This window comes from Rhodopirellula sp. P2 (genome assembly GCF_028768465.1).
Taxonomy (GTDB): Bacteria; Planctomycetota; Planctomycetia; order Pirellulales; family Pirellulaceae; genus Rhodopirellula.
Genome location: NZ_CP118225.1, coordinates 5,785,939 through 5,801,161, shown reverse-complemented (window position 1 = coordinate 5,801,161; position 15,223 = coordinate 5,785,939). Strand labels below are relative to the sequence as shown.

Here is a 15,223-nt window from a genome sequence, read left to right as displayed (position 1 = left end):
CCTCTGTTCGAATCCTTTCCATGGACAACTCCGCCGTCGCCGCCGTCTTCGAAGAGCTCGCTGAGCTGCTTGAATTTCGAGGTGAAAATCCTTTTCGCATCCGTGCCTATCAAAACGGTGCTCGCGCGATCCGGGACCTTGACGAACCCATCGCGAATCTGGCTTCGGATCCCGATCGAGATCTCTCCAAGTTGCCTGGGATCGGCAAAACGATTGCGGAAAAGATCAACGTGTTGCTGGAGACCGGCTCCCTGCCTCAACTGGAAGAGCTTCGGGAAGCGGTGCCCGAGGTGGTCATTCAGATGTCTCGCATTCCAGGGTTGGGGGCGAAAAAAGCCAGCAAACTTCAAGAGGAGTTGGGCATCGAGTCGTTGGACGATTTGGCCGCGGCGTGCCGCGAAGGACGTGTCGCCAGCTTGAAGGGTTTTGCCAAGAAGACCGAAGCCGCCATCCTGGATGGGCTGGCGATCGCGAAAGCCGCTTCGGAACGCATTTACTGGTCGAAGGCCGATGACCTGACCCGTGAAATTTCCCAGCACATGCAGGCCTGCGATGCGATCGAGCAAATGGAATGGGCGGGGAGCTATCGACGAGGGCGAGACACCGTCGGTGATTTGGACCTGTTGGCGGTCGCATCGGACCGAGAGGCCGCGATGGACCACTTGGCGACGTTCCCAGGGTTGATGTCCATCATTGGCAGAGGCGATACCAAGATGTCGATCCGGGTTGGCAAAGCGTTCCAGGTGGACATGCGATTGGTCGAGGCCGATCAGTTTGGCGCCGCGCTGCAGTACTTCACTGGCAGCCAAGCCCACAATATTCACGTCCGCCGAATCGCGAAAGAGCATGGGTACAAGATCAACGAGTACGGCGTGTTCCGGTTGGACGACGAGTCTCGCGTGGCGGGGACGACCGAGGAAGAGGTGTACCAAGCCATTGATTTGCCATGGATTGCGCCGGAGTTGCGAGAGGATCGTCACGAATTTGAGTGGGCGAAAGCTGGTGAATTGCCAGAACTGATCGATACCGATGATGTGCTGGGCGATTTGCACATGCACACCTCCGCGACGGATGGTCAAAACACGATCACAGAAATGGCGGACGCGGCGATTGAGCGTGGCCTGAAATACATCGCGATCACGGACCACAGCAAACGCGTGACGATGGCGGGCGGATTGGATTCCGAACGATTGTTGAAACAGTGGGAAATCATCGACGAGATTCGGCCCCAGTACGAGGGTCGGCTGGTCATCCTCAAAGGCATTGAGTGCGATATCCTCGAAGCCGGCGGCATGGATTTGCCCGATGAGGTGTTGGAGCAAGGCGATTGGATCTTGGCCAGCGTGCACTATGGACAGAAGCAACCACGGGACCAAATCACCGATCGGATTTTGGGTGCGGTTGAGAATCCGCATGTGGATTGCATCGCTCATCCGACCGGGCGGATCTTGAATCGCCGTGAAGCCTACGACGTGGACATGGACGCGGTGATGCAAGCTGCGAAGGAGAATCACAAGTTCATGGAACTGAACGCGAATCCAGCTCGCTTGGATTTGAACGACGTTCACTTGGCGGCAGCGAAAAAGCGTGGCATTCCGATCGTGATCAACACCGACGCACACGTCACGGACGGGTTGTGGGTGATGCGGTATGGAATCCGGCAAGCTCGCCGGGGTGGGCTGACCGCGGCGGATGTCGCCAACACGTTGCCGTACGAAGCGTTCGCGAAAAAGCTGGCGGAAGTCGGTCGCTAACCCCCATTCGTTGAGGCAGCAATTTCCTGCCGGTGGAAGCTTGCCTTGGTTGGCAATTGTCCGAATTGATTTCCCCTCTTCCTTCCCTTTGAACTGTTGATTGAATTCTCATGGCACACCTGACCATCGTTGCCCACATCACCGCCAAAGTAGATCAAGTTGATTTTGTGAAGGGCGAGTTGGTGAAGCTGATTGCACCGACGCTGAAAGAAGAAGGTTGCGTGAATTACGACCTGCACCAAGACAACGACAATCCCGCCCATTTCATGTTCTATGAAAACTGGGAATCGCGGGAGTTGTGGCAGCAACACACCGCGGGGCAGTCGTTGAAAGAGTTTGGGACGGCGACCGAAGGAGCGTTGGAGGGCATTCAGGTTCACGAGCTGACGCATCTTCCTGCCAGCGGCCAAGCGAGCGTGTGAGAGTTTTTTCAGTCGTCCAGCAGGTGTCTTTCTTTCTATGAGCCGGTTGGCGTTCGCCACGGTTCCCACGCACAACCGTGGCGAACGCTGGACCGCGAAAACTGGAGGGTTAACACGGACAATGCGGCGTTCATTTTGGTTCTGTCCCACGCCCCAACGGGGCATCGCTATAGTAGCCCCAGGCATCGCCTGGGGTTTCGTGACGGAGGCTCCATCGCGAGCCCCAACGGGGCGGCCCTAACAGAGAGTCCCCCCAAAACGCTAGGGCCGCCCCGTTGGGGCTTTGCAATCTTGGTCCCGCTGTAAACCAGGGCGTTGCCCTGGGCTGTCATAGGGCTGCCCCGTTGGGGCGAAGTCGTGGAACATAACTTGCGCAAACCAATGCGCTCCACAACATCAAAGATTTCGCAGTCCAGGCGAACGCCCAAACGACTCAGGTGGTTCTTCTGGGGCTCCTGCTTAAACCAGTTCGAGGCCTCGCATGGTGCCGGTGGCACTCGCGAAGGTCTCCACTTCCAAATCGAGGCGTTGCAGCATCGACGTGTAAAGGTTGGGCAGCGGGTAATTGTTGGCTTGATCAAACGCGAGGTGCTGGCCGTGGCGGAAGCCTCCGCCGGCAACCACAACGGGCATGTTCTTGGTGTCGTGGGACGAGGCGTTGCCAAGGTTGGAAGTCAGCAACAACATGGTTTGGTCGAGCAGGTTGCCGTTGCCTTCTGGGGTTTCGTGAAGTTTGCGAACCAAGTTGCCCCAGGATTGCATTTGGGCTTCTTCGATGATTCCAAGCTGCGTGATCTTTTCTTCGTCGCGACCGTGGTGACTGAGTTGGTGATAGCCTTGTTCGACTCCTTCCAAGGGCACGCGTTCACCTCCGCCATCGGTGTGCATGGTGATGAACCGGGTGCTGTCGGTTTGGATCGCCAGGTAGATCACGTCGTGCATGGCCGATTGTTTGGCGATCGTGTGGCTGTTGTCAGACACCGGTTCCGGTGCCTTTTCGTTGACTTTGGGCTTGGCTCGTTCGGCCCAGCCTTGGTTCATGTCCAAGCGACGTTCCAGATCGCGAACGCTGGTGAAGTAGGCGTCCAGTTTTTCGCGGTCGGAGGGACCGAGGCGGCGCTGCATGGATTTCGCTTCGGCGGCGACGAGGTCCATGATGCTTCGGCCTTCGAGAATGCGTTGCTTCTGAGCTCGCTGTGCCGCGGGGCTGTCGTCGATGAAAAGTTGCGCAAACAATTTCTGCGGTGAATTGATTGGCGGGATCATCGATCCATTGGCGGTGTACGACGTGCTGGTCGTGCCATTGGAACTCAGCACCAAGGATGGGAAGCGAGTTTCGCCACCGAGTTCTCTGACCATCCGTTGGTCGAGCGAGATCGTGTTGCGAAAGTTCGATCCACTGTACGGAGCCGCTGACAAGATGCAGGGTTCGGCTTTGTGCCCGCCGCCGACGCCGGGGTGCGAGGCCCCGGAGATGACGGTGAATTGGTCGCGAAGATCTTCGATCGGTTTGAGGTAGCGAGTGGTTTCGTAGTCTCGGCCGCTCTTTTGAGGAAACAGAAACGGGGCGTGAAAACCAAGGGCGTTGCTGATCCCGACGAATCGCCGCGGTGGGTGGGCTGCCGAGGTCGCTTCGCGACCAAAGGCTGGCACCATCGAGTCCAACCAAGGCAGGGCCATGGTGATGCCTGCGCCGCGCAACACGGTTCGGCGGGACAGAGACTGATTGGTCACAAAGGGTTTGATTTTCATCGCGGCAACCAGGTGGCGTTGGGATTCGATTGAGTTGAGAGGGGGCAATGCGTCGAGCTGTCGAGACGACGCTTGTCATTTGCTGAGGAACAAGGGGCTTTGGACCACTTCGTGGATCAGCGATCGGACGCCGTAGTGATTGGGTTTCGTGGCTTGGACGATGCTCTGCAGTTCGTCTCGATCGGCAAAAGTCGGGGTTGCACCAGTGGCGTAGGTCACAAACTGAGACGCCATGTTCTTGGCCAGTTGTGCGGGGCGATTGAGCAGGATTGACTTGAGGCCCGTGACATCTTTGAATGCTTCGCCAGTGGTGAATTCGTGGCTGGGGTCGATCGGCAAACCTGGCACCCATCGTTTGCCTTTGTTGGGAGCAGCGGCGCGGTAACGATCTCGCCAACCACCGATCACGTCATAGCTTTCCAAGGCAAATCCGGGGGGATCAATTTTGACGTGGCAGGAGGCACACATCTCCAGGTTCCGGTGTTTGTCGAGTTGGTCTCGAATCGAGGTCGCGCCGCGAATATCGGGTTCGACAGCGGCAACGTTGGCGGGAGGCGGTGGGACGTGTTCGCCCATGATTCTTTCCAGCATCCAGACGCCCCGAATGATGGGCGAGGTGGTGGTCCCGTTCGCGGTGACCTTCAGCACGCTGGCCTGAGAGATGACGCCACCTCGACGAGAATCCGATGCAAGGGGGACACGCTTCAGGCCCGTTCCACCTGGCCAATCGATTTTGTAGTGACGCGCCAATCGCTGGTTCAGGAACGTGAAGTCAGAATCGATGACATGAGTCACGGGAAGGTCGCGCCGAATCAGTTCGCCCACAAACGCTTGAGTTTCATCCGGCAAAGAATGATGCAGCACGAGATCGTACTCGGGGTACAGTTGACCATCCGGGGTGGTGCTTTCGAGTTCGTGGAGTTGCAGCCATTGATCGGTGAATTCGTTGATGGCCACTTGCGAACGCGTGTCGTTGAGCAAGCGTTCGGTTTGGGCCCGCAAAACATCGGGATTTCGCAGTTGGCCTGATTCGGCGAGTTGTCGCAGTTCATCGTCGGGCGCGCGTCCCCACAGGAAGTGGCTGAGGCGGTTGGCGACCGCTGCATCGGACAGTTGGCCGGGAGGCTCATCAAAGTAGAGGAAACGGGAGGAGCAAAGGATCGCTCGGTATCCCGCTCGAAGCGCGTCCTGCATGGAATGGTTGACTTGGCGTTTGGCTTCCGAGAACTCGAAGTACGGTTGCAGTTCTTGGGCGGTGAGTTTTTGGCGGAAGGCCTTCTCGGCGAAAGCCTGGATTCGCTCTTTCAGGTCTCGTTTGGGATTGGCCGATACGATTTTGAATCGCTGCGTGGAATGCTTGTTCGTCGCTGCGAGTGGCTGCAGTTCCATGTCGCCGATCAAGGCGTGGCGGATTTCTTCTCGGTCGCCTTCGAGACGTTCCAGGTCAATCCACTGGATCGCGATCCCAGCGACTCCCATTTCTTCCACCACACCGGGTTTTGATTCCACGGCTTTGGCGGCAAGGCGACGGATGCCGTGGTCGTTGGGGACAATCTGGAGCATGTGCCCTTCGCGAATCCAGGCTTCGAATTCGTGGACTTGGGGTTCGTCCGTCGCTTCGATGCTTCCAATCCAGTACATCGTGGATGCCTTGCCCGAACAAACGCCGCTGTTGACGCTGCACCAGACACGCCCCATTTCAGGAGTGTTGACGCTGTGTGCTTTCACCCGGATTTTGTAGCGTCCCGTTGCAGGGACGGACGTGGCTGGCATTCTGCCGTAGAAGTTTTGGCTGCTGGACCAGGAAACGATGTCCTGGTGTTCGGGACGACCCTCCGGTTCCCGGTTGGTGCGTTTTTCGTTTCGACGAAGTTTGGTCCAGTCCAAGTGGATGTGGTTGAGCGATTGATGACCGGATGGATCCGCAGCGAGCAGTCGATCAAAGGCCGTTTGCAATGCGAAGTCGGCGGCATCGAGGTACGCCGCCAAGGAGTGATCCGAAACCTGTTGGCTGCTGGAGACGGTGTCGAAGCCATCGGCGAGCGATTCTGCTGGTAGGAAGTCTCTCAGCGGAACATCGATCGCGAGCAAGTCGCAGACGTTGCGTTCGTACTGGGTGCGTGTCAAGCGACGTGCAGGCACTCGACCTTCGGTTGCAATGCGTTGTTGATCACTGTGTTCGAGGATGCCATGCAGTTCCGACAAGAACGGTTTGGACTCCGATGGATCCAAGTCTTCATCGGGGGGCATTTCACCCGCGCCAATTCGATCGAAGACACGTTCCCAGAGATGAAAGTTGTCGGGGTCAGCAAGTTCCAATGTCAGGGATTCCAAGTCCAAGTTGCCTTCCTGCGTGGAGGAGTCGTGGCAAGTGGTGCAGTTCAGTTCGAGGAACTCGGTGATCGGTTCGGAGGGCTGCTCCGCGGACACGCGAGGCAGGCCTACGAACCAACCGGACACAGCCAGAAGCAAAGCGAATGCGAACAAGAGTCGCGGAGGGCTGAGGGGGAACGAGTTGGTTTTCATCGGATGCAACGAGGGGGACCGGATTGAGAGGCGAGGCCTCGCGACGTTGGTGGCGACACCCAGCACGAATCGCCACCATGACCGCTGGGTGGGTGCTTCGAGCAACGTCGTTGGTAGGTGGGGTGGGGGCGGGAGAGAAATCGCTGGCAGGTCTGCCGGGCAAGAACCGTCGACTTCCAATTGAAACGTATTCTTCGAAGACTCTGAATTCAACACTTCTTTGGCGGATTCAGGCGCTTTGCGTCAGTCTGACCGGTGATTGTGCGCGCGTTCCTTCGATTGTTTGCTTCAAAAGCCGCATGGAAGCCCAAGGCTATAGAGCAGCAGGAGAGTTTTTGCGATTGGTTGCTTGTTGTTTCTGCTCTATGGAGACGAGTTGAAATGCCGATTCGTTCGCGCAAACGCGACGACTCCGGGAGGAGCAGCTTGCAATCAACGAGCCATTTGGGCTCGGCACACATCCATGATGCTGTCTTCGTTTTGAAGGTGACTGACATGAATGCGTTCAGCCAGAAGCGGACCCGCGATCCGGGAGTAGCGATCAATGTCGAGCGTGTTGATCACCACCGCGATGGCCCAGCCACGACGTGACAGGCCAATCAACGCAGCGATGTCGACTTCCGTGGATTGTTGCAGCATCACCAACATGGTTGTCTCGCTGGAAAGTTGTGACTCCGTTTCGATCAAGAACTCGGCCAGCGTCAGTCCATCGGTTCGTTCCAGTCGAGCCAGCGTTCGGAACATTTCTTTGAGATGCACGGGACCACGATCGACGTCCACCAGCACCGGTCGCATTCGTTCGTTGTGCTGTTTGAGAGAGGCGGCGTGCACGGATGCGTCTCGCACGCGGTGGTCGCCTCGGAAACCTTCGGTGCGAATTCGGTCGGCGGCATCGCGACCGTTGGTGGCCAAACCAAAGGGCTCGCCGGCGTCGTGCAGTGCCGCTGCGATGGAGGCGGCGGTGGTGATCGTCAGGTCGGTGCGAAGCGGTTCGTGTTGATCGGGATTGGTGTCGACGTGCAAGTCCAGAATGATTGTCGCGCCGGCGACGGAGGATGGCTCGTAGACTTTGCTGTGCAAGATGCCCGTGCGGGCGGTGGCAGCCCAGTGAACGCTTCGCAGTGGATCGCCGATTTGCCATTGCCGGATGCCTCGCAGGCGGGTGGGGTCCGTCATCGAGGAGGCTCGGATTTTGATTTCACCGATGGGACGCCGCGAACCAATTTCGTAGGTCGACAGCAATTGGACTTTGGGAAGCACGGTCACAAACATTGGCGGTGCCCCCAATCGATAGCGGCGAAACATGCCAACTGGGTCGCCTGTTTCCAGGACCGTTGGACCGATTTGAAAGTAACCTCGACGATGGCAACGCACCGAGTATTCAATTCGTTTGGTTTGGCCGGGCATCAATGCCATGACGGCCAATCGAGCGCCTTCGGTGGCCAGCGGTGTGGTGCGTGGGTCAAACGCCATCCCGTCAGTCTGGCGGGCTTGTTGTGTGGCGGCGCGAGGGATCAAGTCCTCGGCCAAAACCCAGGCGACGGGGAGCTTGCCTTGGTTGGTGACTTCGACAGTGACGGGAACCAAGGAACCAATCACGACTTCGAGATCACGGCCTTCTTCCGGGGAGTCCAAGCGAACGGCGACGACACTGGCGGACCACTGGGTGGCAACCCAATTGCCGATTGCGACGACCGAGGCCACGGTGATTGCGGCGGTCATCCACAAGCCGGCACCGGCGACCATTCCCAGGAAGACAACGATCGCGCACAAGACGATGATCGTCAGCCAACGTGAAGGAGCGGGCGGGCCAGAAGGAGAATCCGCAGCGGTGCCGAGGCTGGTCATGAGGAGATGGTCGGCACCGCGATTTCACTGAGGATTTCTTCCAAGACCTTTTCCGTGGTCATCTTTCGCAGGCGACTTTCGGGGCGCAGGATCAGCCGATGGTTCATCACGGGGGCGATGATTTTTTTGATGTCGTCCGGGGTGACGAACGTGCGCCCACGGATGGCCGCCATCGCTTGTCCGCATCGGAACAAGGCGATCGTTGCGCGGGGACTGCCTCCCAGGGCCAGGTTCTCGTTGTGGCGAGTTTGGTGAACAATTTGCAGCAGGTAATGACGGACTCGCGGGTCGACGTGAACCGATCGAATTGCCTGTTGAGCGGCCACCAATTGCTCGGCGGTGGCAACGGCGGTCATCGAATCGACCGGATGCTTGAATTGCAGCAGATCCAACATCCGCAGTTCTTCCTCGATCGAGGGATAACCCAACGAGAACCGCATCAGGAATCGGTCGAGTTGTGCCTCAGGGAGCGGGAAGGTGCCTTCGTGGTCGACTGGGTTTTGAGTCGCGATGACGAGGAAGGGCGGATTCAGGGTGTAGGATTTTCCGTCGACGGTGACCCGGGCTTCCGCCATCGCTTCCAGCAACGAGGCTTGCGTTCGTGGCGTGGCTCGGTTGATTTCGTCGGCGAGTAGAATTTGGGTGAAGACCGGACCGGGCCGAAATTCGAACTCCGAGTTCTTCTGGTTGAAGATCGACGTGCCGGTCACATCAGAGGGAAGCAAGTCGGGCGTGCATTGGACTCGTTTGAAGTGACATCCGAGGCTTTTCGCCAGCGCTCGGGCCAGCATCGTTTTGGCCACCCCGGGAACGTCTTCCAATAAGATGTGTCCGCCACTGAGCCAGGCGACCATCGAAAGAACCAGTTGCTTCCGTTTGCCTACGATTGCGGTTTCGACGTTGCCGATGACGCGTTTCGAAAGCTCGGCCACCGCTGAGACATCTGCGGGGGCGTTGTTTGCCGTTGGTGGCGGAGGGGGAGTGTCGCGGCGAGGAGCAGCGGACGAGGTCGCTTTGGAATTCAAGGGCAAACGCTCCGGTGACGGATGACTCCGATTGACAAGGTCGCGTCTTGGAACGGGGCCACGACGCGATGTTCCATGATAGCCCGGATGTTGGAATGCCGTGGCGATTTGCCGGGCCAACGGCGATCGCTCACCCGGAACTGCGAAAAGAATGCTGGGGCCAATGGAACGGATCGTGCGGAAAAAAACGCTCTTGCCGAGCTCGCAACCCAAAACCCAACCTGTGACGTATAATGGATGGATTCACAATCGACAGTGAAGTGAAAGTCTTTCTTTGTTTGCGGGGGTGTGGATGAGCCATGGTCGACGCTGGCATGATCCCAACAGTCTTGGTGACCGACGACGATGCCGATTTTCGCGGCGTGGTTTGCGAGGCACTCGCGCGCCGTGGCGTGCACACCGCTCAAGCTGCCGACGGCGATGAGGCGCTCCGTGTCATTGAAAAGACCGCCATTCACATGGTGTTGCTCGATGTGCACATGCCTCGTGTGACGGGGCTGGATGTGATGCGGATCCTATCGCAGCGTCCCAATTCGATGCCGTATGTGCTGATGAGCGCTTTGATGGACGAAGCGATCGAGCGAGAAGCGGCTCGGATGCGGGCTTACAAAATTCTTCGCAAGCCGGTTCGGCTGGGACAGCTTCGCGAAATTGTCTGTGGCGGTTTGACGGAAACGTACGGTTGGCGTCCGCCGGAATGACGGATGCTGGCAGCGAAGTCGAGCCCCTCTCGACGTCCGAATCGGATCACGCGTCGATCAATCCGTACGCGTCATCGATGCAACGGAATGGTTCGGACCCCGGCCCCCTCACGAACTCCGATCAAGTCGGCTGCTTTCTCGCCTTCGATGGCGAGATCACCGAAGACGACATTCGGCGATTGATTCCAGAACGAGAGTTGTGGATGATTTTAGCGGTTTTGATGTGGGGGTTTCTCATTCCCGCGTTTGCGATTGGTGCCGTGGTCGCAATCATCAATGCGGTTCGAGAAGGATTGGATACCGAATCTGTTGGGCTGATCTTCACCTGCATCGGCGTTGGATGTGGATTCGCGATTGCGACGCAGTACGTCAGTTCTTCCCGGCGAGCACGGCGGGCATTGAAGCAGCGGCCGGATTTGGTGGGGCGTGCGGTCGGCCGGTTCGTGCCGTGGGGGTTGCTGTTCAACGATGGTGAGCGGACCCATCTTTTGAACGCGGACTACTGCAGGCAGGCTCAATCCACCAGGCACGGTGTTCGAGTTCCGCTGTTGGAAGGCCCCTACGTTCAGCTCTACCTCGCCAGGCGTCTGTTCGACCGGTTTGACGCGGCCGTTTGGAAGCACCTGCAAGCGATCTGGCAGCAACATGATGCGACGCAGTTGGATCCAGACGCCGTCAGGGAACGGAACTGCCAGCAATTGGGGGAACGTCCTGAGTCGGCGATTTCGTTCGACGGACAAGTCACACTTCATGTGCCAGTGGACCAGACAGCGGTGCGGCGGATCATGTATCGAAACGGCGGATTGATCGTCGTTTACGGGGTGGCGATGTTCCTTGCTTGGCACTTTGGATTCAGGTTCATTGCGTTTGGGGTGCTACTCCTGACGCTCAGCACCGTGCGAACCTTTTACAACAGTTGGCGTTGGACATCGATTCCAACTCAGGAAACGTCCTGGCGACAGCATGGCTGGATCAGCCCCGAGGAAGTTGTCAGCGTCAACGAGAACAACGGCATCCGTTTGTCTCGTGAGGAATGTTTGAGAATCGAGTGGATCGACGAAACGCTGGTGTGGCATTTGCGAAACAACCGAGCGATGTATTTCTTGCGGGAGCACTTTCAAAGCGATGAGGACTGGAACCGAGTCCGTGAATCAAGCTCGTCTGAATCGGTTTCAACGATCGAATGAGACGATGGCTTCGACCATCTTTTCGACGCACTGCTCGATGTCCGGTGCCGAGTCGGCTTCGAAGGAGCCGAGGCCGCGAATTTCGGAGAAAGATCGGAGCCAGGTTTCTTGGCGTCGCGCCAAACGTCGGGTGTGGAAGACGACTTGTTCTGCCGCGGTTTCAGGGGCTTCCCCTGCCGCGATTGCTTCGATGATCTCACGGTAGCCAACTGCCTGGCGGGACGTTTTGGAAAGTGGTTGGTCCAGCGCCAGAAGGCTTTGGACTTCCGCCACCAAGCCTTCGGCGAACATGGCTTCCACGCGTTGTTCGATTCGTTGATGCAGAATCGGGCGAGGCACACGAAGAGCGAAGACGAGGCCTTCGTGACTGGCTCGCGCGGACTCAAATTGCAGTTGGCGGTGGCTGATGGGGGTTCCAGTTGCACGAGCAAACTCGAGCGCCCGGATCATCCGCCGCGAATCTCCCGGATCGATCTTGGCCGCCGACAATGGGTCGACCTGTTGCAATCGTTTGTGCAGTGCGCCCACGCCATGCTGTTGCAGGTCCTCTTCGACCGCGTTTCGAAAGGCTTCATCCGCGGGCGGTCCGGCATCGAACCCTCGCAGCACGCCTTTGAGGTACATCGGGGTGCCACCAACAAACATCGGGCGATTGCCACGTTCCAAGATTTCTCGGACGCGAGCGTGAGCGGAGTGCAAGTATTCGGCGACACTGAATTCATCCCATGGATCAACCAAATCGATCAGGTGGTGGGGGGCGCGGTCCAGTTGGTCGGGGGTGGGTTTGGCGGACCCGATGTCCATCCGGCGGTAGACCGCGATGGCGTCGAGTGAAAGGATTTCGAGTTTTTGCCGGCCATTCGTTTTGGCCGCGAGAGTTTCCGCGACCCGCAAAGCCAATTCTGTTTTGCCCGAAGCGGTCGGGCCGGTCAGAACGATCACGTCATCGAACAAAGGCGCAAAGGGCTGGGATCGTGTGTCAGGTTGCATCTCGAAAGTCAGCTGATGTGGTAAACTGGATTGTTCACAAGAGACCGTGATCCCGGAAAGGGGGCAACCCGAGTGGGCATGACTTACTTTCGCCGTTACCGCATGGAGATGGATCTGCGCGAATGGAGTGGATCCTGCGACGCAGCGGATTTGGCCGCTCGCGGTTACGAGTGGGTGGCGTTCGACGAAGGTGTGATCCGCGAACATGCGGCGGCGAAATTTCAGTCGTTCCGCAGTGAGATGGACGCGGATGTCTTCCCTTGTTTAGGACGTCGAGACGGCTGTTTGCGATTGATGCGAGAGATCGCCAGTCGTGCCACGTTTGTGCCGGAAGCGACTTGGTTGATTCGCTATCGAGATCGGCCGGGAGGCCGTCCCCTCCCCGTGGGGACCATTCAAGGGCTGGATTTGGACGAATGGGGCGCGGTGCAAAACTTGGGTGTCGTTCCGGAACATCGCGGAAACGGCTTGGGACGCTTGCTGATGATGCGAGCCGCGACGGGATTCCGAGCCGCAGGACTGCAACGCATGCACCTGGAAGTCACCACGGCCAACACGCATGCGGTCAAACTGTACGAGCGAATTGGTTTTCGCCAAACCAAGGTCGTCTACAAAGCTTGTGAAGTGGCCGGCGTTTGAGTTCCAACGTTTCGGCTTTTCCAACGTCTCGCCCATTTCAGTGCAGTGACGCGTTGGATGTCACCGGCAGATTTCTGTGGAAGGGCAGGTGATCTTCTGGCCCTGGTTCACGCGTGAACGAGAGGCGAGTGGCTCACGAGTCAAAAAGGGTCCGGCGAATTTCGCCCAACCAACTTTGGTGATGACGGCGCAACCGGACAACTTGTTTGGCTTTCGCGACCGCGTTGTCGAAATGCGAAGCTGACAGAAACATCTCGGCGGTGTGAGGTAGTTCGGCCGCGGCGGCCAAGCGAACGATCAAGCCTCGGTGATAAATGGGCAAGCAGTGGGCCCGGCACAATTCCATGGTGAGCGCGTCGCTGGTTGGGACTTCTGGTTCGCGTGTGCGGTAATGCCATGTCAAGGCACCGCCAATCGCGACCAGTGCGATCGCAATCCCAACCAAGACCACGATCGGAATCGCTGAGTGGTTGACGGTGGTTTCGTACTGGGGGGCCAAGTCCGTCATTCGGGTGACGTTCATCAGCAGCCCCGATGGATGAGGCACCGATTCGGTGAACACGGCAAGCAACGGCAGGCGGTCCATGTGGTGGAGAAAACTCATGCGACCAATCCTCGCTCTTTCATGGCGGCCAACGCTGCATCTCGGACGGATCCTGTTGGAACAGCGCAGAGTTCTCGCAGCACGGTTTCCGATTGCGTTCCCGTTCCGTGGGCAAGTGCTTGGGCGGCGCGCAGTTTTGCAACCTGGTGATCGGTTTCGGCGATCGTTCGAAGCGGATCGATCATCAAGTCGATCAGGCCAAGTGACTCTGCGAAGGCGATCGCATCGAGTCGGTTTTGCATGACCGCGTGACGCAGCCCGTGACGAATGACGTCCAGCGTGCTGGAGTCGACTTGCATCAGGATGCGACCGAGTCGGCGACCGACGCCGGGGGTGAGTTCAGCGAAAATGGGCAGCGTTTCATGCGTGTTCAGATGAACCAGCAAGGCTTGCGCGGCGTGCGCAAGGGATGTCGATTCGTGGTCGCAGAGTTCCACCAATCCGTTCAGCAAATCGATCTGACGATCGATTTCGGGGACGCGTTGATAGGCTTGGGAGTTCTCGGAGGCTTGATCCAGGGCGGTTTGCTGATCGCTCGCGGCTTGCAGGTCCGCGATCCAGTCGGCCAACGACGGCGGTTCGATCCGTTTCAAGCAGACTTCGGCAACTCGGACGCTCTGTTCGCCCCCCCGTTCCAACATCGCCAGAACCATGTGAACGGATTCGGACTCATGGGGCATCGCGATCGAGTAAGCGTTGCACATTGCCGCGTCACGATCGCTGCCAAGGGACCGCATGAAGGATTCGCCTCCACGCAAACAATCAGGCAGTCCGTATTCCCGCAGATTGATCGAGGTGACTGGCGTGGGGGATTCGCCGATGGCATCCAGCAATGCTTCGCAGAACATCGCGTCATGTCGGCGAAGGATCAGTCCGACCATTGGGCCCGAAATTTTTCGACGCCGGATGAAGCCTGATAAAAGCTGAAGAACCGCTTGATGCTCGCTCGTCCGCATTCGGCGCAACAGCGATTCTTGGGTGGTGGATTCATCACTGAGCAACCGCTGCAGCAAAGCATCATTCCAGTCCGAGATGACCAAGAAGGCATCCAGCAAGTCGTTGTTGCGATGAGCGTTGTGCCGCTCGACCGCGGCGGCCAGTTGTTCTGTGATTCGCTGGCGGAATCGCTCGGCCTCGGGGTAGATGCGATTCCCGGGGACCCGCTGACGAATGGGCTTGGAGAGCGGACAGACAAGGGACAGCGTGACTTCCCCCGACGCGGCGCGAATCAACGAGTCTTCGTGGTGTTGGGCCAGATCAATCAAGGTTTCCAGAGCGGCGGTTTGGTTGAAGCAATCGATCATCTCGATCAATCGCAAGCCCACCGATTGGTTCCATCCGCCTTTGGCAAGTTGTTTGGTGACAACGCTGCCCAAGCAGCCGGCATCGATTTCAACTTTGGAAGTGGTTAGCGCCGACAGGAGGTCGTCGTGATACTTCTCAAAGCGATTGATCAACCAATTGAGCGTCTTGAAGTCTCGGCGATGCGCCATGGCATGCAGGCATCGCTCACGCGTGGACCGGTCGCCGCTCGCTGCGCCGAGTTGCAACACTTCGCCGGCACAGGGAGACGTGTTTTTCTTGAGAATTTCGAACGTGACGTCCAGGGAAGACATGACTCGAACGACCGGAAAAGGGGAAACAATGACCTAGTCAAACGTACCCCTTGGTTGGATGCCGACACCGCGGCGACTGTGAAAAAGGACGTCGCGGCGGTTGGCTGGCCCTCACAATCGGATCATTGCCCGCAACAGGTGCGAGGAACCGCTCGGGTG

General features: G+C 58.0%; 12 protein-coding genes. 5 read left to right on the top strand and 7 right to left on the bottom strand.

Features of this window, described 5'->3' with window-relative positions:
- Nucleotides 1-20: 20 nt before the first annotated feature.
- Entirely contained in the window at nucleotides 21-1,754 is a 1,734-nt protein-coding gene (polX, locus tag PSR62_RS20370) for a DNA polymerase/3'-5' exonuclease PolX (RefSeq protein ID WP_274404830.1), read from the top strand.
- 110 nt (nucleotides 1,755-1,864) lie between these two features.
- Nucleotides 1,865-2,176, top strand: a complete 312-nt coding sequence (locus PSR62_RS20365; RefSeq protein WP_274404828.1) for a putative quinol monooxygenase — start codon at nucleotides 1,865-1,867, stop codon at nucleotides 2,174-2,176.
- Nucleotides 2,177-2,635: 459 nt separating this feature from the next.
- Here the strand turns inward: PSR62_RS20365 and PSR62_RS20360 are convergent, their stop codons facing one another.
- The 4 genes from PSR62_RS20360 to PSR62_RS20345 all read right to left on the bottom strand — a co-directional run bounded on the left by PSR62_RS20360 (nucleotide 2,636) and on the right by PSR62_RS20345 (nucleotide 9,327).
- The gene (locus tag PSR62_RS20360; RefSeq protein WP_274404827.1) at nucleotides 2,636-3,928 is read right to left on the bottom strand and encodes a DUF1552 domain-containing protein; all 1,293 of its coding nucleotides are present in this window, start codon (nucleotides 3,926-3,928) and stop codon (nucleotides 2,636-2,638) included.
- Between the two features lie 75 nt (nucleotides 3,929-4,003).
- Nucleotides 4,004-6,454: a DUF1592 domain-containing protein gene (locus PSR62_RS20355; protein ID WP_274404826.1), complete on the bottom strand. Its 2,451-nt coding sequence runs from the start codon at nucleotides 6,452-6,454 to the stop codon at nucleotides 4,004-4,006.
- Between the two features lie 432 nt (nucleotides 6,455-6,886).
- Nucleotides 6,887-8,302 (bottom strand): DUF58 domain-containing protein, encoded by a 1,416-nt coding sequence (locus PSR62_RS20350; protein WP_274404825.1) that lies wholly within the window; start codon nucleotides 8,300-8,302, stop codon nucleotides 6,887-6,889.
- Nucleotides 8,299-9,327: an AAA family ATPase gene (locus tag PSR62_RS20345; RefSeq protein WP_274404824.1), complete on the bottom strand. Its 1,029-nt coding sequence runs from the start codon at nucleotides 9,325-9,327 to the stop codon at nucleotides 8,299-8,301. Before PSR62_RS20345 ends, PSR62_RS20350 begins: the two co-directional genes overlap by 4 nt.
- Nucleotides 9,328-9,626: 299 nt before the next feature.
- Between PSR62_RS20345 and PSR62_RS20340 the strand changes: the two genes are divergently transcribed.
- Nucleotides 9,627-10,028 (top strand): response regulator, encoded by a 402-nt coding sequence (locus PSR62_RS20340; protein ID WP_083435202.1) that lies wholly within the window; start codon nucleotides 9,627-9,629, stop codon nucleotides 10,026-10,028.
- Entirely contained in the window at nucleotides 10,010-11,215 is a 1,206-nt protein-coding gene (locus tag PSR62_RS20335) for a hypothetical protein (RefSeq protein ID WP_274404823.1), read from the top strand. The genes PSR62_RS20340 and PSR62_RS20335 overlap by 19 nt, the downstream gene beginning before the upstream one ends.
- Here PSR62_RS20335 and miaA read toward each other — a convergent pair.
- Nucleotides 11,201-12,205 (bottom strand): tRNA (adenosine(37)-N6)-dimethylallyltransferase MiaA, encoded by a 1,005-nt coding sequence (gene miaA, locus PSR62_RS20330; protein ID WP_274404822.1) that lies wholly within the window; start codon nucleotides 12,203-12,205, stop codon nucleotides 11,201-11,203. The two genes, PSR62_RS20335 and miaA, sit on opposite strands and share 15 nt — an antisense overlap.
- A 72-nt stretch (nucleotides 12,206-12,277) precedes the next feature.
- Here miaA and PSR62_RS20325 point away from each other — a divergent pair, with 72 nt between their 5' ends.
- Nucleotides 12,278-12,844 carry a GNAT family N-acetyltransferase gene (locus PSR62_RS20325; protein ID WP_274408266.1) on the top strand — a complete coding sequence of 189 codons (567 nt, stop codon included), beginning with the start codon at nucleotides 12,278-12,280 and terminating at the stop codon, nucleotides 12,842-12,844.
- A 133-nt stretch (nucleotides 12,845-12,977) separates the two neighbouring features.
- On the opposite strand, the gene PSR62_RS20320 is transcribed toward PSR62_RS20325, so the two are convergent.
- Nucleotides 12,978-13,448, bottom strand: a complete 471-nt coding sequence (locus PSR62_RS20320) for a hypothetical protein (protein ID WP_274404821.1) — start codon at nucleotides 13,446-13,448, stop codon at nucleotides 12,978-12,980.
- Complete coding sequence (locus PSR62_RS20315; RefSeq protein WP_274404820.1) at nucleotides 13,445-15,064, bottom strand: hypothetical protein; 1,620 nt, start codon at nucleotides 15,062-15,064, stop codon at nucleotides 13,445-13,447. Before PSR62_RS20315 ends, PSR62_RS20320 begins: the two co-directional genes overlap by 4 nt.
- Nucleotides 15,065-15,223 lie beyond the last annotated feature (159 nt).

Bases quoted from the DNA above. Each gene is read 5' to 3' on its own strand.
- PSR62_RS20315 (WP_274404820.1), bottom strand. From the start codon at position 15,064: ATGTCTTCCCTGGACGTCACGTTCGAAATTCTCAAGAAAAACACGTCT.
- PSR62_RS20320 (WP_274404821.1), bottom strand. From the start codon at position 13,448: ATGAGTTTTCTCCACCACATGGACCGCCTGCCGTTGCTTGCCGTGTTC.
- PSR62_RS20350 (WP_274404825.1), bottom strand. From the start codon at position 8,302: ATGACCAGCCTCGGCACCGCTGCGGATTCTCCTTCTGGCCCGCCCGCT.
- polX (WP_274404830.1), top strand. From the start codon at position 21: ATGGACAACTCCGCCGTCGCCGCCGTCTTCGAAGAGCTCGCTGAGCTG.
- PSR62_RS20355 (WP_274404826.1), bottom strand. From the start codon at position 6,454: ATGAAAACCAACTCGTTCCCCCTCAGCCCTCCGCGACTCTTGTTCGCA.
- PSR62_RS20340 (WP_083435202.1), top strand. From the start codon at position 9,627: ATGGTCGACGCTGGCATGATCCCAACAGTCTTGGTGACCGACGACGAT.
- PSR62_RS20360 (WP_274404827.1), bottom strand. From the start codon at position 3,928: ATGAAAATCAAACCCTTTGTGACCAATCAGTCTCTGTCCCGCCGAACC.
- miaA (WP_274404822.1), bottom strand. From the start codon at position 12,205: ATGCAACCTGACACACGATCCCAGCCCTTTGCGCCTTTGTTCGATGAC.
- PSR62_RS20365 (WP_274404828.1), top strand. From the start codon at position 1,865: ATGGCACACCTGACCATCGTTGCCCACATCACCGCCAAAGTAGATCAA.